17 protein-coding genes are annotated in these 19610 nt (G+C 35.9%); 12 read left to right on the top strand and 5 right to left on the bottom strand.

What is annotated here, in order from left to right; translation table 11 throughout:
* Positions 1-317: 317 nt before the first annotated feature.
* From BUR19_RS01400 to BUR19_RS01385, 5 genes are all read left to right on the top strand, one after another.
* Entirely contained in the window at positions 318-1226 is a 909-nt protein-coding gene (locus BUR19_RS01400; protein ID WP_074233150.1) for a magnesium transporter CorA family protein, read from the top strand.
* Positions 1227-2150: an endonuclease/exonuclease/phosphatase family protein gene (locus BUR19_RS01395; protein WP_074233149.1), complete on the top strand. Its 924-nt coding sequence runs from the start codon at positions 1227-1229 to the stop codon at positions 2148-2150.
* Between the two features lie 75 nt (positions 2151-2225).
* Positions 2226-2396 carry a lmo0937 family membrane protein gene (locus tag BUR19_RS18770; RefSeq protein ID WP_120213526.1) on the top strand — a complete coding sequence of 57 codons (171 nt, stop codon included), beginning with the start codon at positions 2226-2228 and terminating at the stop codon, positions 2394-2396.
* Positions 2397-2515: 119 nt separating this feature from the next.
* A complete protein-coding gene (locus BUR19_RS01390) occupies positions 2516-4639 on the top strand; it encodes a Tex family protein (protein ID WP_074233148.1) in 2124 nt (707 codons plus the stop codon).
* Positions 4640-4656: 17 nt separating this feature from the next.
* Positions 4657-6111, top strand: coding sequence for an FAD-dependent oxidoreductase (locus BUR19_RS01385; protein WP_074233147.1), 1455 nt, complete (start codon positions 4657-4659; stop codon positions 6109-6111).
* A 1478-nt stretch (positions 6112-7589) separates the two neighbouring features.
* Here the strand turns inward: BUR19_RS01385 and BUR19_RS01380 are convergent.
* The 3 genes from BUR19_RS01380 to BUR19_RS01370 form a co-directional block, all read right to left on the bottom strand.
* Positions 7590-9158: a M20/M25/M40 family metallo-hydrolase gene (locus BUR19_RS01380; protein ID WP_074233146.1), complete on the bottom strand. Its 1569-nt coding sequence runs from the start codon at positions 9156-9158 to the stop codon at positions 7590-7592.
* A 326-nt stretch (positions 9159-9484) separates the two neighbouring features.
* Positions 9485-10198, bottom strand: coding sequence for a 3-ketoacyl-ACP reductase (locus BUR19_RS01375; RefSeq protein WP_074233145.1), 714 nt, complete (start codon positions 10196-10198; stop codon positions 9485-9487).
* A gap of 228 nt (positions 10199-10426) precedes the next feature.
* Entirely contained in the window at positions 10427-11173 is a 747-nt protein-coding gene (locus BUR19_RS01370) for a glycerophosphodiester phosphodiesterase family protein (RefSeq protein WP_074233144.1), read from the bottom strand.
* Between the two features lie 239 nt (positions 11174-11412).
* Here BUR19_RS01370 and ligA point away from each other — a divergent pair, with 239 nt between their 5' ends.
* The 5 genes from ligA to BUR19_RS01345 all read left to right on the top strand — a co-directional run bounded on the left by ligA (position 11413) and on the right by BUR19_RS01345 (position 16132).
* Positions 11413-13416 (top strand): NAD-dependent DNA ligase LigA, encoded by a 2004-nt coding sequence (gene ligA / locus BUR19_RS01365; protein WP_074233143.1) that lies wholly within the window; start codon positions 11413-11415, stop codon positions 13414-13416.
* Positions 13413-14162: a hypothetical protein gene (locus tag BUR19_RS01360; protein ID WP_074233142.1), complete on the top strand. Its 750-nt coding sequence runs from the start codon at positions 13413-13415 to the stop codon at positions 14160-14162. The genes ligA and BUR19_RS01360 overlap by 4 nt, the downstream gene beginning before the upstream one ends.
* Positions 14163-14377: 215 nt before the next feature.
* Positions 14378-14800, top strand: coding sequence for a Fur family transcriptional regulator (locus BUR19_RS01355; protein ID WP_074233141.1), 423 nt, complete (start codon positions 14378-14380; stop codon positions 14798-14800).
* A 42-nt stretch (positions 14801-14842) separates the two neighbouring features.
* Positions 14843-15439, top strand: a complete 597-nt coding sequence (locus tag BUR19_RS01350; protein WP_074233140.1) for a methyltransferase family protein — start codon at positions 14843-14845, stop codon at positions 15437-15439.
* 48 nt (positions 15440-15487) lie between these two features.
* A complete protein-coding gene (locus BUR19_RS01345; protein WP_074233139.1) occupies positions 15488-16132 on the top strand; it encodes an MgtC/SapB family protein in 645 nt (214 codons plus the stop codon).
* Between the two features lie 129 nt (positions 16133-16261).
* On the opposite strand, the gene BUR19_RS01340 is transcribed toward BUR19_RS01345, so the two are convergent.
* Both BUR19_RS01340 and BUR19_RS01335 read right to left on the bottom strand, forming a co-directional pair.
* On the bottom strand, positions 16262-16915 hold the full coding sequence (locus BUR19_RS01340; RefSeq protein ID WP_074233138.1) for a DUF1349 domain-containing protein: 654 nt from the start codon (positions 16913-16915) through the stop codon (positions 16262-16264).
* A gap of 7 nt (positions 16916-16922) precedes the next feature.
* Positions 16923-17483: a sugar O-acetyltransferase gene (locus BUR19_RS01335; RefSeq protein WP_074233137.1), complete on the bottom strand. Its 561-nt coding sequence runs from the start codon at positions 17481-17483 to the stop codon at positions 16923-16925.
* 96 nt (positions 17484-17579) lie between these two features.
* Between BUR19_RS01335 and BUR19_RS01330 the strand changes: the two genes are divergently transcribed.
* Both BUR19_RS01330 and BUR19_RS01325 read left to right on the top strand, forming a co-directional pair.
* On the top strand, positions 17580-18779 hold the full coding sequence (locus tag BUR19_RS01330; RefSeq protein WP_074233136.1) for a S41 family peptidase: 1200 nt from the start codon (positions 17580-17582) through the stop codon (positions 18777-18779).
* Positions 18780-18785: 6 nt separating this feature from the next.
* Positions 18786-19535 (top strand): response regulator transcription factor, encoded by a 750-nt coding sequence (locus BUR19_RS01325; protein ID WP_074233135.1) that lies wholly within the window; start codon positions 18786-18788, stop codon positions 19533-19535.
* Positions 19536-19610: the final 75 nt, after the last annotated feature.

Raw genomic sequence — 19610 nt, 5'->3', positions numbered from 1 at the left:
GTTTTAGAAATTTTGACAAATGTAAATATTTTATTTATTACATAGATTTTTTATTGATTATGGGAATTCAGTTGTTTGTTCTAGAATTGGGAAAGGCTGAAAGATACTGGCAAAGTCTCTCTATTTCTGATAAATGTTGAATATTGCGAAGCTACAGCCCGACTTGAGCGGAAATCCTTTTTTGCTTGTACAAAAGTTCTATTTAATGTGAAATCGTCTTGCAAAAAAGATTGGGAGCGGAAGGCGGATTAAGCTGCCCAGATAATTTGAAATATCGATAGTCTTGAAATAAGCAATATTTTAATTAGTTTTGTTCTATGCCGATAGAACAGAAATATAAAACTGCCAACTGGGAATGGATAGACGTGACTGCGCCTACTGAGGAGGATTTGCAGTTTTTGCACGAGCGCTACCATATCAATTATCTCCTGTTGGAGGATACAATAGACCCCAACCACCTTCCGAAATATGAAGAAGTGGACCAAGTGAAGTTTTTTCTGACCCGTGAATCTACGGATTTGGAGAAGCGGACGCTTAACAATATCAGTGATATCAGCAGTAAATTAGGGATTTTCTTGCTTCCAAAATTAATTATTACTACACACAGAACGAAAAGCAAAAGCATCAATGAAGTTTTTGAGGAACTGAAAAAACACCATCCTGAGAATATTTCGCGCGACCATCTGGCACTTCGATTGGCTTTGAAAATCATAAAAACTTTTGATGACGAGAGCAACACCCTGCTTGAGGTAATGGATAGTATGGAAAACGAAATCTTCCTGAAAACGACCAATCACACGAATCAAATCAGAAGACTTTATAAACTGAAAAGAAAATCTGGTCTTAATACGAGAATCTTAACCATCTCGGGAGAATGGATTACTAAATTCAAAACTCTGGATTTGCAGGAAGTTGAAGTAATGGATTTACTCGACAAGCAAAAGGATGTAATTGCAGATTTTGACCACGTGAATGCTCAGACTGTCAACCTCATCTCTATGTTCCTAGCGTTATCTGACCAAAAAGCGAATCAGGTCATGAAACTTTTGGCTATCTATTCGGTTTATTTTTTACCGATTACTTTTATTGCCGGAATTTATGGGATGAACTTCGATAATATGCCGGAACTGCATCATAAAAAAGGTTACTATTTTACTCTAGGATTAATGGCTTTGATCGTGATTTGTACCTTTATTTATATGCGCCGAAAAAAATGGCAAGGCTAGATGGATACAGAATTGCTGACATTTTATAACGTCGAAAATTTTTATCCGCCTGACAAAGATTCTGCAGAATCCTATCATTCCGGATTATACAATTGGGATGAGTACAAATACAATCTGAAAGTCAGAAAAATATCTAATGTCTTTCGTTTCATCGAGGAAGATTTTGGGCAATTGCCTTCTATTATTGGTTTGGCTGAGATTGGAGCAAAATCTGTTTTGGAAGATTTAACTCAGATAAATTCTCCTCTCAATGATTATGAAATCATCTATGAACCATCTCAAGATTCCCGCAATCTAAGTGTGGCTTTGCTTTTTGATAAAGAAAAATTTACTTTACTGAAATATCATACTTTACAGTTTCAATTGGATAAAGAGAAAGAATTTGATACACGTGATATTTTGCAAGCGGAGTTTTCTTACCAAGAAAAAAAACTTCACATTTTTATCCTTCATCTGCCTTCCAAAAGAAATCGGGATATAAAAAAAGACCATCGAAATTTTATTATTGAAAAGTTAAAAGAAACACTTCAGAAACTATTTGATAAAGGAGAAACTGTTGTTTTGATGGGCGATTTCAATGAAAATCCGGATAATGAAGTTGTTAAGGAATTGCTTTTTGATAAAGATGGTGAACAGGTTCTTAATAATCCTTTTGAAAAATTATTCAATGAAAATCAGTTTTCGACTTATCACGGAAAGAAAGGTGTTTGTTTTGATCAAATTTTATTTACAGAAAAAAATTTAAAAGAAAACTTTACTTTTAAAAATATCGAAGCTCAAATCTATAATTCTCAAAGGCTGAGAAACAAAGACAACAAGAACAGTAATTATCCTTCAAGAACTTATTCAGGTTCGAGATATATGAGTGGTTACAGCGACCATTTTCCTGTTATTTTAAAATTATTCCGGAATCAACAATCATAAGCTTTTATCATTTCAAAATTGAAAAGGCACAGTATATGCTTATAGCTAATTAAATCACACTAAAAAATTTAAGTTATGAGAAATCTATTATGGTTAGTCGCAGTCATTTGTATTATTGTATGGCTTTTAGGAATGTTAGGCGTTGTTCCGGGAATGGACACAGGAAGTTTAATTCACGTTCTTCTGGTTATCGCTATTGTAGTGGTATTATTTAATATCATCTCAGGAAGAAAGCCTCTGGATTAATTTTACGAATTAAAAAATAAAACAGCCTGCTTATTAAGCGGGCTGTTTGTTTTACATCTTATTAGTTTTTGCTTTAATTAAATTACAAAAACACTATTTTCGCTGTTCAAAATTTAAAAATGACGGCTTCAGAATTCATACATAAGCAATTAAATATTCCAACCAAAAGTATAGATAGTACGCTTCAGCTTTTCACCGAAGATTGTACAATCCCTTTCATTGCGCGTTACCGAAAAGATAAAACCGGTAACCTGGATGAAGTTGCTATTGAAAATATTTTCAAACTGAATAAGCAATTTGAAGAAATAGTTAAAAGAAAGCAAAGCATTCTGAAATCTATCGAAGAACAAAGTGCTTTAACTTCTGAATTAAGACAAAAAATAGAATTTAGTTTTGATTTGCAGGAGTTAGAAGATTTTTACCTGCCTTACAAAAAACGAAAAAAGACAAAAGCTGATACTGCTAGAGAAAAAGGATTGGAACCCTTAGCCAAAATCATTATGAGCCAACGTTCTGATGACATTGATTTTATCGCTTCTAAATATATTAATCAAAATGTTGCCGACGAAGATGACGCTCTGCAAGGTGCAAGGGATATCATTGCAGAATGGATCAATGAAAATCTCTATGTTCGTAAAAACTTGAGGCGATTATTCCAGAGAAAAGCCATTATTTGTTCCAAAGTTGTCAAATCGAAAAAAGATGAGGAAGCAGCACAAAAATTCTCACAATATTTTGAATGGCAGGAAGCCTTGAACAGAATCCCATCTCATCGTCTATTGGCAATGCTCCGTGCTGAGAATGAAGGCTTTGTAAAAACTTCTGTCGATATCGAAAAAGATGAAGCGCTTGACCTTATCGAAAATGCGATTATAAAAAGTAATAATTCATCTTCAAAACAAATCGAATTAGCGATTACTGATTCCTTCAAACGATTGTTAGAGCCAGCTCTTTCCAATGAAGCGCTTCAGGAAGCCAAAGAAAAAGCAGATATCAAAGCGATCGAGGTTTTTTCTGAGAATCTTCAACAACTGCTACTCGCTTCGCCTTTGGGAGAAAAGAGAATTTTAGCCATTGACCCTGGTTACAGAACTGGTTGCAAGGTCGTTTGTCTGGACGAAAAAGGTGACCTTTTACACAACGAAAATATCTATCCGCACGCACCTCAAAACGAAAGCGGAATGGCGATGAAAAAAATCCGCTCGATGGTTAATGCTTATAATATTGAAGCTATCTCCATCGGCAACGGAACTGCCAGCCGTGAAACCGAATTCTTCATTAAGAAAATTGCATTTGATAAACCAATTCAGGTTTTTGTAGTTTCGGAAGCAGGCGCATCAGTCTATTCTGCCAGTAAAATTGCTAGAGATGAATTCCCGAATTATGATGTAACCGTACGTGGTGCAGTTTCCATTGGACGAAGATTAGCCGATCCATTAGCCGAATTAGTAAAAATCGACCCTAAATCTATTGGGGTGGGACAATATCAGCACGATGTAGATCAAACCAAACTAAAGGAAGAATTGGACAACACAGTCATCCGCTCCGTAAACTCTGTCGGTATCAATCTTAATACGGCAAGTAAATCTTTGTTGAGCTACGTTTCCGGAATTGGAGAAAAAATGGCCGAGAATATTGTGAATTTCCGAACAGAAAATGGCGCTTTCACCGAAAGAAAAGAACTTAAAAAAGTACCTCGATTAGGCGAAAAAGCCTATCAGCAAGCCGCAGCTTTTGTGAGGATCAAGAATGCAAAAAATCCTTTGGACAATTCAGCCGTTCATCCGGAAGCTTACAAGACCATTGAAAAAATGGCGAAAGATCTTGGCTTGAAAACTGAAGATTTAATTTCGAATAAAGACAAAATAGCCTCTATCAATCCTGAAAAATATGTGACCAATGATATTGGAATTCTTGCGATTAAGGATATTCTGAAAGAATTAGAGAAACCAGGATTAGACCCAAGAAAAGCAGCAAAAGTTTTTGAATTTGATCCCAATGTAAAATCAATCAAAGATGTTAAACCTGGAATGATACTTCCCGGGATTGTGAATAACATTACAGCTTTCGGATGCTTTGTCGATTTGGGAATCAAAGAAAGTGGATTGGTTCATATCTCTCAATTGAAAGATGGCTTTGTATCAGACGTGAATGAGGTAGTTAAACTTCATCAACACGTTCAGGTTAAAATCACTGAAGTGGATGAGGCAAGGAAGAGAATCCAGTTGACAATGATTTTGTAAAAAGAATATCCTTAAAAATGCCAACCAGAACAACTTATTTTACCATTTGTAAAGACTGCGGAGGTCTTGGAAAAAAGAAAAAAAGAATCAAGAAAAGTCTGAAGCTCCGATACCAATCTGAGTTGGAAAACTTTGAAAAAACAAATAGAGAAGGTTCTGTTCCTGTTCGTCCGGAAGCTCATTTGTACACTTGCCCAACTTGCTCTGGTTCAGGATTAATTTCTACAGATGAATTTCCTATTCTAGATACTGAGAATCGTCCGCACGTTGCTATTATCGGTGGTGGTATTGGTGGTGTTGCTTTGGCGGTTGCTTGTTTGCACAGAGGAATTTCATTTACGATTTATGAACGTGACAATAGTTTCAATGAACGTTCGCAAGGTTACGGACTTACATTACAACAAGCCAGCAAAGTCATAGATGGGTTCGGGATTTATAATCTGGAACAAGGTGTGATTTCTACAAGACATTTGGTGTTTAAACCCGACGGAACTGTGGTTGCCGAATGGGGAATGCGAAAGTGGATGGCAAACTCCACAAAACCCGGTCCTAAAAAAACCAACATCCACATCGCCAGACAAGCCTTGCGCTCCACATTGATTCAACAATTAGGAGGCAATGATGCTATAAAATGGGGACATCAACTCATTAATTTTAATGAAAACAAAGACGGAAAATTAGACCTTAACTTACAGGTCAATGGCAAATTGAAAACTGAAAAAGCCGATTTAATTGTCGGAGCTGACGGTATCAGAAGTGCAGTTCGTAACATCTTAATTGGCGAAGAAAATTCACCTTTACGTTATCTTGGCTGTATTGTGATTTTAGGGATTTGTCCTTTAAGTTCTTTAGATAGTAGTGACAATCATTTGCTTGATTCGGCAACTGTTTTTCAAACTGCCAATGGGAATGAACGGATTTATATGATGCCTTTCAATTCTGAGTCTGTGATGTGGCAACTAAGTTTCCCAATGTCTGAGGAAGAAGCTAAAGAATTAAGTTCAAAAGGTTCTGAAGCTTTAAAAGAAGAAGCTATCAAACGTACGCAATGGCACGCTCCTATTCCTCAAATTATGGAGGCCACTCTAGCCAGTCAAGTTTCCGGATACCCGGTTTATGACCGAGAGTTACTCAATCCTGATTTATTACTAAATGCAGGAAAAGCTACCTTAATCGGTGACGCTGCTCATCCAATGAGTCCGTTCAAAGGGCAAGGCGCCAATCAGGCTTTGCTGGATGCTTTATCTTTGGCTCGAATCATTTCGAAACAATGCCAACCAAAATCTGATTGGAAATCAAGAGGAATCAGAGAAAGTGTGCTAAAACAATTCGAAGCAGAAATGATAGAAAGAAGCTCAGTCAAAGTTGAAGATTCTGCGGCAGCTGCACAATTTCTACACTCAGACATTGCGCTTTATGAAGGGAATGAACCGCGAGGTAAAGTTTTGAAAAGGAAGAATTCATTAAAGTAAAAAAGCGATTCTACTATTGTAAAACCGTTTTATATAATTTAATTCTAAATCTCAAACTCTATTAATAATCTTTACTGCTTCTTTTCGGCTCTCTCACATCCTGCCATTTGGTCACCGCACCTCTCAAGTTGAATTTTTCAACAAAAGAAATTGCTACTTATACATTCACTGCAATTAAATCTGTTCAAAACCGGAAAAACCGTTTAAGAAAAAGACTGAATATCCCTTCTGATGAAGATATTATTTATATCCGGATTGATAAACTGTAAAAAACAGGCTTCATTAAAATGGAGCCTGTTTTTTTATTCTTTAATAATTTTTAAGGTGTGTTTTTGCCCGTCAAATAAAACTTTAAGCAAATAAGTTTCTTTCGGAAGCTTATTGACATTAAGCTGCTTGCTTTTCAGATCTTTGATATCAGAACTTTCTGACCTGAGACATCATAAATTTCCACATTGGTAATAATAGATGCTCCATCAATATTCAGTACATCTTTACTGGATTGTATATATGGAAACCATTTTCTTATTGTAATTATAATATAAAACAATCAATTTACACATACCACTTAGATACCTATAAGGCTTAAACCCTAATCCATAAAGGTTTTTTTATCTTCATTAACACAACATTTTCATTTAGAATTATAAAAACACACAACCGATTACAAGTTTTTATATGTCCCAAAATTCACTTGAGGTACATATATGGTATAGTTTTTTTTGGGCTGTATGTCATTTATTACTCTCTTTGCTGCACAAACACAAATGATCTTACTGAATTTTTCAGTAAAGTACACATCGGGCTTTCCGGCTGGCCGGAAAGCATAGCAAACGGTAATGCACCAATGGGAATTACTGGAAATAATAATCTCTGATTTATAAAAGAATCCTAACGAAGTGTTTTGCTTGCGGGATCTTTTCCTGTAAGTTTTTTGGCCGGGCAGTTTTTTAAAAACTAGATTTTATCATTGTCTATTTTTTTTCTGTCCGGCCTTTTTATCATCCAATATTGCCTTATCCTAATAAATGTGAACTGCAATACGAATTATTAAACTTTAACTATGAACAAACAAATACAGAAAATAGATGCTTTGGTAAGGGAATATCTTCATCAATCAAGAACAGCGTTAATGATATTTATGGTGTTCCTGACAAAACATTAAATGATGATATCTGAATCTGCAAACAGAATAGATATATATTTTTAAGACTGAAACCGTTTTCGTATTTAAGTTAAGACTGAAACCGTTTTCATATTTAAGAATAGCAGATATTATGATTTTTGAATATATATTCCGTATACATTGGAGTGATTTGTTTATAATGCCAATCAAACACCAAAATATGAAGTGGTAAACCATTGTTTGCAGAAAATCATACAAATATTCTGAAACTCATTTCAACGAATTAAAAATAAAACTGATATTATAAACCAAATAAAAAGCGTTTCACTTATGAAACGCTTTATTTGTACAATTAATAATCCTTACTGCTTCTTTTCGGTTCTCTTTGTTCCGGCCATTTTACAGCAGTACCTTTGTCATCATTCGGCATTACACGCTTTTCTCTGCTCACAAATTCTAGGTCTTCCGAAGCCATATAAGCTAAAGTTGCGGTCAGAATCACATTATTCTTCAATTCATCAAAAACGATTTTGTCATAAGTATCTTTCGTCGTGTGCCAAGTGTAACCGAAGTAACCCCAGTTAAGCGAACTCAAAGAAAATCCCGGAACTCCCGCAGCGACAAACGAAGCGTGGTCAGAACCGCCACCGCCAGGCATTCCCGGAAAGGTGGATTTGATCTGGTCTTTTACTTTTTTAGGTGCTACATCCAGCCATCTTCCGATATAGGCATAAGAATCTTTGAAACCCTGCCCGCTGATATCCACCACTCTACCCGTTCCGTTATCCTGATTGAAAACTGCCTGCACGCCTTTGATGATTTCAGGATTATCAGCAACGAAACCTCTTGAACCATTCAGTCCTTGCTCTTCACTTCCCCAAAGTCCAACAACAATGGTACGCTTTGGATTTGGATAATATTTTTTAAGGATTCTCATTGTTTCCAGCATTGTCAAAGTTCCTGTTCCGTTGTCAGTAGCACCTTGCGCGCCATCCCAAGAATCGAGATGTGCGGAGAGAATCACATATTCATTAGGTTTTTCTGAACCTTTTATCATTCCGATGGTGTTGAAGGATTTGGCTTCCGGAAGCACTTTGGATTGTGCATCCACTTTGATTCTCGGTTTTGCACCTTTTTCTGCCATTCTATAAAGCATTCCATAATCTTCCAAATCGATATCGAACATTGGAATTGATTTCGTTTTCGCCCCGAAAATACGATTGGTACTATGGATTCCTGTCCAGTTGGAAATGGCAATTCCTGCAGCTCCAGCTTTTTCAAGCGCTTCTGGTAAAGTATTATTATCGTAACCGATAGTCTTGATATAATCCGCAAAATCCTTTTTGGCCTGTTCTTTTTCCGCTTTCAGTTTCTCGTATAATTCTGGAGTTGCAAATTCTTTGATTTGTTCATCTGAGCGACCAATTTTCTGATATTGCGCCATCAAAACTATTTTTCCTTTTGCAGAAGGCAACCATTTATCAAATTCGGCTTTGGAAGATGCTTTTGGAAGAATAACCACTTCTGCCTCTACCGTTTTTTTAGTTGCAGGACTCCACGCCAATTGTGTTGCTGATAATGTTTTGGTTCTCGGATAAACCAAATCCACGTGCGTTGTTCCACGCTGCCAGCCTTTCCACGTTCCGAATTGCTGAAGATTTGCATCGATGCCCCAAGACTTCAGCTTATCGGCTGTGTAATTGTTAGCGGCCAACATCTCAGGCGTTCCAACAAGACGCGGTCCGATGCCGTCTAGAAGTTCGTAAGCCATATCTTCCAATTGGGAATTGTTATTGACTTCATTGACAAAACTCTGAACGATTGGATTGAGTTTTTCCTCGGATTTGGTTTGAGCGTTGAGTAGGGTGATTTGAGCTGCAAAGAAAACAGCAGACATTGCTAAAAATGAGTTTCTCTTCATATCTTTTATTTGATTCCGATAAAGGTAAGAATTATGACTAAAAAGTCATTGATTGTAAACCTAATTAAATATAAAATTTACAACACTTTTGAGTTTTGAAATATCTCGCAGATAAAGCGGATTTTGCAGATTTGACACGAAATAAAAATTGTCATTCTATAGAATTCTAAGCAATGTTTAGATTCCTACGGAATGACAAATATTGTATGGATGACCAATCGTCTTTTTCTGCGAAGCTGCAGCCCGACTTGAGCGGAGCTCCTTTTTACACAACGAAGTGGTGTGAAAAGAGCGGGAGCGGAAGGCGGATTAAGCTGCCCAAATAATTAAGGATTGGTTGAGAAAATAGAACCGCTTGCAATCAATGCACGTCTGTTCATTTTCAGGATATCTCTTACCCATTCTGCGAAATCTTCCGGCTGAAGAACTTTGTCCGGATTACCGTCTGTCAAACCGCCATTGATGCTCATATCAGAAGCAATTGTACTCGGTGTCAAAGTAATAACACGGATATTCTGCTTTCTCCATTCCGCCATCATCGACTGCGAAAGAGAAACGACTGCCGCTTTGGAAGCTGCGTATGCCGACATATTTGGCCCACCTTTCAATCCTGCTGTGGAAGCAACATTCACGATATCACCTTGTCCTTTTTCTTTCAAATAGGGATAAACGGCTTTGGCTGTGTAATAAACGCCGAAAAGATTGGTTTTGATGACTTGTTCCCAAACATCAGAAGCCATTTCCTCGATGCTTCCAAAGTCGCCAATTCCAGCATTGTTGACCAAAATATCGATTCCGCCTAATTCGTTTGCCAGAGATTCAATTCCTGCTTTAACTTCTAATTCGTTGTCGACACTAAAAACTGCGTAAGCTACTTTCACGCCGGTTTGTCTCAGTTCGTTAGCTGCTATTTTAAGATAATTTTCGTTTCTTCCTGTGATACCAACATTCGCACCTTCGTTGGCAAGAATCTGAGCTACAGCTTTTCCAAGTCCTCTTCCACCGCCTGTGATAATGGCATTTTTACCTTTAAGATTCATAATCTGATTTATAAAATTTGAAGGTGCAAATTTACCAAACACACGTTTAAAATCCGAATAAAGTCTTATGATTTAATACAAGTTTATCATTGAGGAATTCGATTGGAAATATAATTAATCGCAAAGGCGCAATTTGAATTAATTATAGAAAAATAAAAAAGTCGCAAAGAAAAACTTGGCGACTTTAGAAGATTTGAATTGTAATATTTTCGCGACTTTGCGATAAAACTATTTATCTTTTAACTGGTCAGGAATGTTTGTTGTAATGAAATTGATTCCTTGATTTTTGAGTTCTTCGTAAACATTGATATCATTCACAGTCCAGGAATTGGTAATCAATCCAAGCGCATTGGCTTCCGAAATCCAAGTTGGATTTTTCTCGAAAACGCTGTAATGATAATCTAATCCGTCCAGACCTTCGGCTTTGATTTGCTGAGGAGAAAGATTGCCTTCAAGATACTGGACTTTTGCAGACGGATTTAGTTTCTTGATTTCTTTACAAATATTAAGACTGAATGAAATATAATCACTTTGGTTGTCGAGTCCGAGGTCTCTTACGGTTTTCAGAACTTTAGTAACGATTTCGTTTTCACGCTCTTTGGATTTGGTTGGTTTTATTTCGATAATTAATTTGACGGAAGCATCTTTCTTTCCTTGTTTCAGATAATCTTTCAGGGTTGGGAGTTTTTCTCCGTTGGATAATTTCAGTTTTCTTAAATCGGAAAAATCAGTTTCCGCGATTTCCATTTTTCCATGATGCTCGTCGTGATTGATCACCAATTTCCCATCTTTGGTCATATGAATATCGAATTCGGTTCCATAAATTTTCAGTTTCTGGGCATTTTCCAATGACTGAATCGAATTTTCTGAAGTTTTGGGTTGAGTTTTCCAAAAACCACGATGGGCGATAATCTGAGTTTGAGCGTTGATAAACATAGTCGTGACAAAGATTAAACTACAAAATACTTTCTTCATTTTTTTGATATTGAATAAATTTGAACACAGAGTCCACAAAGATATTTTTATTATCAAATTCTTTTTAAGGTTCACAAAGGTACTTCGACAAGCTCAGTATAAACTTCAACCTTAGCAAAGCTCAAAGAAATTCAAATCTATGTGACTATGTGGTTTTATTTTTATGAAGAACCAAATTACTCATTTTATTTTTAGTCGTTCTCCTTGTTTTGGTTATTTTTGCTTTAAATAATTTTCCAATGTCCGAAAACATTCAGCAAAAGATAGAATCCCTTAGAGAAGAACTTCATCAGCATAATTACAGTTATTACATTTTGGATGAACCTTCGATTTCTGATTTTGAATTCGATGCGAAACTGAAAGAGCTTCAGGAGCTGGAAACGACGCATCCTGAGTTTTTTGATGCCAACTCTCCGACTTTGCGTGTTGGCGGCGGGATTACAAAGCATTTCCCAACGGTTCAGCATCAATACAGAATGTATTCTCTGGACAATTCTTATGATTTTGACGACCTAGAAGATTGGGAAAAACGAATCATTAAAACGATTGATGAACCTGTAGAATTTGTAGCTGAATTGAAATATGACGGTGCTTCGATTTCTATTCTTTATGAAAACGGAAAATTGTCTCAAGCTGTGACACGTGGCGATGGATTTCAGGGTGATGAAATTACCAATAACGTAAGGACTATTTCCGATGTTCCTCTGACCTTGAAAGGTGATTTTCCTAACCGATTTTTTATCCGCGGCGAAATTTATCTTACCAGAAAAAACTTTGATAAAATCAATAAAGCTCGTGAAGAGGAAGGTTTGGATTTGTTTATGAATCCAAGAAATACCGCTAGTGGAAGCCTGAAAATGCAGGATTCCGGAGAAGTAAGAAAACGTGGACTGTCGGCAGTTTTGTATCAATATATTTCGGATGAATTTTCTGCAGATACGCATTGGGACATCTTGGCAAAAGCTAAAAACTGGGGTTTCCGGGTTTCAGAAGACCAGGCGAAATTGTGTATAACAATGAATGAAGTGAAGGAATTCATCACGTTTTGGGATACAGAAAGACACAAATTACCTTTCGAAATCGACGGGATTGTTTTGAAAGTCAATTCGCTAAAACAACAAAGACAATTAGGTTTCACAGCCAAATCGCCACGTTGGGCAATGGCTTATAAATTCAAGGCAGAGAAAGTGGAAACTCAACTGCTGAGCGTGGCTTATCAGGTCGGAAGAACCGGAGCAATAACGCCTGTTGCGAATTTGAAACCTGTTTTATTGGCAGGAACAACGGTAAAACGCGCGTCTCTTCACAACGAAGATATTATCAAAAAACTGGATTTGCACGAGCACGATTTTGTGTACGTTGAAAAAGGCGGCGAAATTATTCCGAAGATTGTTGGTGTGAATACGGAGAAAAGAACGCTCTTGCAAACACCAATTGAATATATCAAAAATTGTCCTGAATGTGGAACTGAATTGGTAAAAATAGAAGACCAAGCGATTCATTTTTGCCCAAATGAACTGCATTGTCCGCCACAAGTAGTTGGAAGAATGATTCATTATGTGTCTAGAAAAGCTTTGAATATCGAGAATCTTGGAGGCGAAACCATTGAGCAACTTTACAGAGAAAAACTGATTGAAAATCCTGCTGATTTTTACACGCTTAAAAAAGAACAACTTCTTCCACTAGAAAGAATGGCTGAAAAATCAGCGCAGAATATTTTGGATGGAATTGAAAAATCCAAGGATATTCCGTTTGAAAAAGTACTTTACGGCATCGGAATCAAACACGTTGGGGAAACGGTTGCGAAGAAACTCGTGAAGAATTTCAATACGATTGACGAATTGAAAAATGCGACTTTGGAAGAACTTTGCCAGGTTGAAGATATTGGGATGAAAATAGCAGTCAGCATCACTGAATTTTTCCAAAATTCTGAAAATATCCTGATGATTGAACGGTTGAAATCTTACGGTGTTCAATTGGAAAAAGGCGAAAATACGAATGAAGTTTTGTCCAATGTGTTGGAAGGGAAAACATTCCTTTTTACAGGAAAACTATCACTTTTTACAAGAGAACAAGCGGAAGAAATGGTGGAAAAACACAACGGGAAAAATATCTCCGCGGTTTCAAAAAACCTAAACTACCTGGTGGTTGGCGAAAAAGCAGGAAGTAAACTGAAAAAAGCGCAGGACATCGGGACTATTACGATTCTGGATGAACAGCAGTTTCTGGATTTGATTGGATGATGAAAACATCAATTAATAATTTTTTCAAGAAATGGTATAATCCGATAATATTAATAATTGTCGTCGGAATAATATGTCTTTTTCTGATTTCAAATCCATATAATGTTTATGTTTTTTATTTTTTACTGTTTCTACCTTTTATTCTAATTCTAATTTCAGGAATAAATGCAACAATAAAAATTGTACAGAAAAATTATAAAAATGGTTTACTTCAACTATTTTCAACTTTGACGTTATTTGTAGCTGGTGTATTTATGATTAGCATTGCGTTAAGTTTTTATCCTTATGATTTCTATGCGGATAACTTGGAAATTCCAAAAAATATAAAAATTGAAAAACCAATTGATTTAGATGTATTTGAAAATGGAAAGAGACCAAGTTCAATAATAAACAAAAGCAGTAATAAAATTGATTTTCAGCTTTACAATATTAATCAACCAGGAATTTACACTTATGATGTATGGACTGATAAAAAAGAAAATGGTTTTTATTATTTAAAAGCAATTGAAATCACAAAAAACGACACGTTATCTAGCAGAGAAATTCTCAATAAATCAAAAATTCATATTCGCCTAAATGAAACAAATCTTTCAAGGCTTGAATTAAAGAATGATTTTACTATCTATGAAGGAGATTGGGGAAAACCTTATTCTGCTAAATTTGAACTTTGGTTTCACAATGATAGTTTGAATACAGATAAAAAGTTGATTTCGAAAAATTATATTATCGAAGGTTGGATGAGATAAAAAGTTGTTCTTGATCACAAATGTTGAAAAAAAATACAAATCCCTAGCCCTGATTGACTCTATATTTTATTTTTTTTAATTGGAATCGTCGAAACGTCGTTTTGCAGTGGAAATCCTTTTTTGCGTGGGCTTCGAGAACCTCAGCCTGACAAAACGTGATGCAAAAAAGATTGTAACGGAAAGCAGGTTCCCGGCTCCTAAAAATTAGTTTTCTGATGAAAAATGAGATTGAAAATAAACTGATGAACAAGAATACCAAACCGACGAGTATGCGGATTTTGGTGTATGCTTTTTTGGATTCTCAGAATGTGGCTTTGTCTTTGTCGGAGATTGAAAACCAGTTTGAAAATGCCGATAGAATCACAATTTATAGAACACTGAAAACGTTTGAGGAGAAAGAAATTGTTCATAGTATTCAAGAAAATAACACCACAAAATATCGGCTTTGCGAGGACGATTGTAACGAAAATACGCACAGCGACAGACATCTGCATTTCTACTGCAAAATCTGTAAACAGACGACCTGCAAAGAAAATGTAACGTTTGCAGACAACCCGAATCTCGGTTTCCGAATAGATGAAGTTCGGTTTTTTACAAAAGGGATTTGCGAAAACTGTCTCGATGAAACTTTGCAATAGTGTCGCACTTTCCACAGCTGTAATTTCGCAGAAAAATCAGCTATGGAATTATTTATCAAAATCTTTTTACCTATTTATTTTATCTTGTTTTTCGGAATTTCTTTTGTTGCAAAAACGATTATTGTTGCCAGAAGAATCAAGAAAAACCCTTTAGTTTTGCCTCAAGATGAAAGTGCTTATGCGCTGGTCGGAAACTATTTTAAACTTTGTCTGGCTGGGATTTTCGTGTATGTTATTTTGTTTCCGTTTTTGTCAGAAATTTCTTTTCTTCCTATTGATTTTCTTGATATTGAGTTACTGAAATTTGTTGGATTGACATTAATGCTACTCGCTTTGATTTGGACAATTATCGCTCAGAATCAAATGAAGAATTCTTGGAGAATCGGGATTGATAACGATATGAAAACAGAATTGGTAACTTCCGGATTATTTTCGATTTCCAGAAATCCTATTTTTTTTGGAATGGTTGTAAGTTTGGTCGGTCTTTTCTTTCTTACACCAAATGCGGTTTCTCTATTGTTTTTGATTCTGGGTTATGTATTGATTCAGGTTCAGATAAGACTGGAAGAAGAATTTCTCTATAGACAACACGGAGAAAAGTACTTGAATTATTTGATTAGAACAAGAAGGTTGATATAAAAGAGTCATAATATTAACATTTTTCTTAATTTTAATCAATATTTTTCTATGAAATTATTAGAAATGTTTGCCTTGCAAAATGACCTTTTATTAATAATCTTATCGGTTTTTATTGGTCTTATTATTGGCGCAGAAAGGGAATATCGTAATAAATCTGCTGGTCTAAGAACCTTTATCTTGGTAAGTTTTGGGTCTTGCTTATTTACTATTCTTTCCGTCAAAATCGGAATCGAAAATCCTGACAGACTTGCGGCCAATATCATCACCGGAATTGGTTTCCTTGGTGCTGGTGTTATTTTCAAAGACGATAATAAGATTGGAGGTATTACGACCGCCACAACGATCTGGGCAACTGCTTCTCTTGGAATGGCTATTGGTTCCGGTCACATTGCTCTAGCTCTTTTGGGAACTGTTCTGGTTTTATTTATTCTCAGCCTCTTGACTTATCTTCAAGATTACATTGACAATCAGCATAAAATTAGGGAATATCGTATTGTAACAAGTTCAAAGGATGATTTTCAATATTGTGAAGCGATGTTTAAAAATCACCATTTGAAGTTCCTCATTATCAAACAGCAATTTACTACGGGAAGCCTTGCCACCACTTGGAAGCTGACTGGGAAAAACACAAATCACGAAGCGCTTATTCAACAATTGATGAATGATGATAAAATCAATGCTTATCAATTTTAATCTTTAGACAAAAAAAAATTCATAAAGCTCGAAGCATATTTGCCAAGTCATCAGATTACGAAGCCATATTAAAAAAGGCATTCAGAATTCTCTAAACACCTTTTTACTTTAACTAATAAATATTATAAATCAATTCTGATTTTTCTTCAACCATTCCAATCTTCGCTGGTCTGGTAAATGTTTTACAGAGAAGTTTTCGAAAGTCGCTTTGAAACCGTTTCCGTCTGGACTTGCTGCCATAAAACCGACTTGGACTGGTGTGTTGTCTTGCAAATAAGCATTTCGCATCATTACATAATCTTTATCATCGAATGAATAGAAAATCTCCACAGCATCCAATCTTCTCACTGCTTTTATCCATACAAATGGCGGCGTTTTCTCGAGAACAATCACACTCCAATCACTGGTTTTGTGAGTCACAACAGTACTTAGATTGAACTTTCCATCCACGAATTCTACGCCTGCTTTGATATAATTTTGCTCATCAATTCTGAGCATCAGTCCCATCTGGTCAAAACGGGCTTTGTAATCACCTGTAATTTTGACTTTGGTTTCAAATTCTCCACCATAAGTGGAGTAATAAAAAGGTGCATCATCAACAGTGAAACCATAATGCGAAATTCTCCAATAATCGCTTTGTGGTGTGACGGCCATTGTGAGTTTTTTGTCTTTGATTTCCCATTGCGAAGGCTCATTGAACCAGGTCATTTTTTCCAGAGATTGTGCTTTCATTCCTCCAAAAAATGAGAAGAATAATGTAGTAGTAACGAATATATTTTTCATAGTTTAATTATATTTCTTTAATGACTTTACAAGGATTTCCCACAGCTAAGACATTTGAAGGAATATCTTTTACTACGACGCTTCCTGCGCCAATGACGACATTATCGCCGATAGTAACGCCAGGAAGAATACTACACCCAGCGCCAATCCAAACGTTATTTCCGACGGTGATAGGTTTTGCATATTCCAAACCTTTGTTTCTGGTTTCTACATCAAGAGGATGATTCACAGTATAGAATCCACAGTTGGGTGCAATGAACACATTGTCACCGAAAGTGACCTTGGCACAATCGAGAATCACGACATTGACATTGGTATAGAAGTTTTCACCGATTTCTATGTTGTATCCATAATCACAATAAAAAGGCTGCTCTATCAGGAACATTTTCTCTGTTTTGCCGAATAGCGTTTTGATAATACCTTTTCGCTCCTTCATTTTGGAAGGCTGAGTCTGATTGTAACGGAAACACAAATCCTTGCTTCTCTGTCTTTCCTCTACCAATGCTGCATCATTCGCATCATATAATTCGCCGGAGAGCATTTTCTCTTTTTCGTTCAGATTATTCATTGTATTTTTGACATATTAACAGCGCAAATTTATATTCATTAGCCTGAATTATCAATACTGATAAATAACCATTTTTGTATTCAAATAAAATAACTAATGAACTCATTCAACGGAATTTTCAAATTCATTTTCACAGTTGTAGTGTTTCTTATAAGCAACTGTACCTTTGCACAAACCAAATATCAAAAAGATTTTAATGAATTTTGGTCTGAAATCAATGAGAATTACGCTTATCTGGACCAGCAAAATATTGACTGGAAAAAAGTCAAGGAAATTTATGAACCTCAATCTGCCAAAATTTCTAATGACAGCGAATTCATCGCATTTCTTGAAAAGGTTTTGAATGAATTGTATAATGGACATTCATCTCTTAATACCAATCTCACAACTTCCAACAGATTAGTTCCTTCTGGATTGGATTTGTATATAGAGAAAGTCGGAAATAAATATATTATTAAGGATTTAAGAAAAGGTTTTGGGGCTGATTTGGCAGGTTTAAAAATCGGAATGGAAGTTAATACTTTCAACGGAAAAACTATTGATGAACAGTTAAAAAAGTTCTTACCAAAATTCACAAATCAGTATAATCAAAAAATGTATCAATACGCCATTGATATGTTGTTTGCGGGAACTCACGATGCGAAAAGGGAGATCGCTGTTACCGAAAACGGAAAATCGAAAACATTTTTTCCCATTACCTATGGAAACAGTAATGAACTACTATTCAGCAAAGCTCTGAATGAAACTACTGCCTATATCAAAATCAATAATTCTTTAGGAAATAGTAATCTCATTACAGAATTTGATAAAACATTAGACAACTTTTTTCAATCTAAAAATCTGATTATTGATTTAACGGAAACCCCTAATGGTGGTAATTCTACTGTTGCACGAGCAATAATGGGAAGATTCACAAGCCAAGTTTTACCTTTTCAGGTTCACGAGTTCGATGAAAAAGAATTCGAAACGAAAAGACATTGGGTAGAATATGTGACACCACGCAAAACAATTTATAGTGGAAACGTGTATATTCTGGTAGGACACTGGACAGGAAGTATGGGCGAAGGAATGGCAATTGGTTTTGATGGAATGAAAAGAGCCAAAATTATCGGAACTAAAATGGCTGGTTTACTTGGTGCTATCTCCAACTTTCAAATGACAGAAACCAAAATAGGATTTCAGTTTCCGACAGAAAGATTATATCATATTGGCGGAATACCAAGAGAAAATTACGTTCCTGAAATTTTGACACAAAATATCGAAGAGACACTTCAAAAAGCGCGAGAGATTAAATAATTATTGATGAAGAATATTCAGTCTGATTTGAATGAGCAATTGTTGCAACAGGATTTTGTTTACGAAGCAGAACAATTGCAGCTGGATCAATGCCAGTTAATAGCTCAGAACTTTGTGGAACTGGAAAATGGAATCGCAATTCTCAGCGACCTCAAAAATAACAAAAGCTATGTCTATTCCGGAAAGATTGCAGACGAATTAAATATATTTCAGAATAAAAATAATCTTGAAATCGAAAGTATCTGGGAAGATGAATTGTTTAATATTTTGGAACCAGATGATGTTTTGCAGAAGCATATTCTGGAGCTTCAATTCTTTCAGTTTATCAAAACGGTGCCGTTTGAAAAAAGAAAAGATTTTTGTGTGATTAGCAAACTGAGATTATCAGACAGTCCAAAATCTTTGATCCATAAGATGTTTTATTTCTCGGACGACCTTCATAACAATGTGGAACTAGCACTTTGTCTTTATCATTTCGATTTTCTGCCTTCCTCAGATTATACAGGAATGATCATCAACACTACAGACGGCAGCATTATTCAGCAGACCGAAGTTGAGAATTCTAATTTTCTCTCTGCTCGTGAAAAGGAAATTCTGAAGATGATTCAGTCCGGAAAAAAGAGTAAGGAAATTGCGGATGTTCTCTTTATCAGCATTAATACGGTGAATCGACACAGACAAAATATCCTTGAAAAGATGCGGGTTTCTAATACTACCGAAGCTTGTACATTGGCTTCAAAACTCAAATGGATTTGATTTGGTTGTAGCGCTTGAGGGTTTAAGACATTTTGAGGGAATATCTTTAGCCAGGCGGACAAAACATCTTTATTC

Source organism: Epilithonimonas zeae (genome assembly GCF_900141765.1).
In the GTDB taxonomy this organism is placed as follows: Bacteria; Bacteroidota; Bacteroidia; order Flavobacteriales; family Weeksellaceae; genus Epilithonimonas; species Epilithonimonas zeae.
The sequence above is the reverse complement of the archived record's forward strand: the minus strand, read 5'-3'. Positions and strand labels throughout refer to the sequence as shown.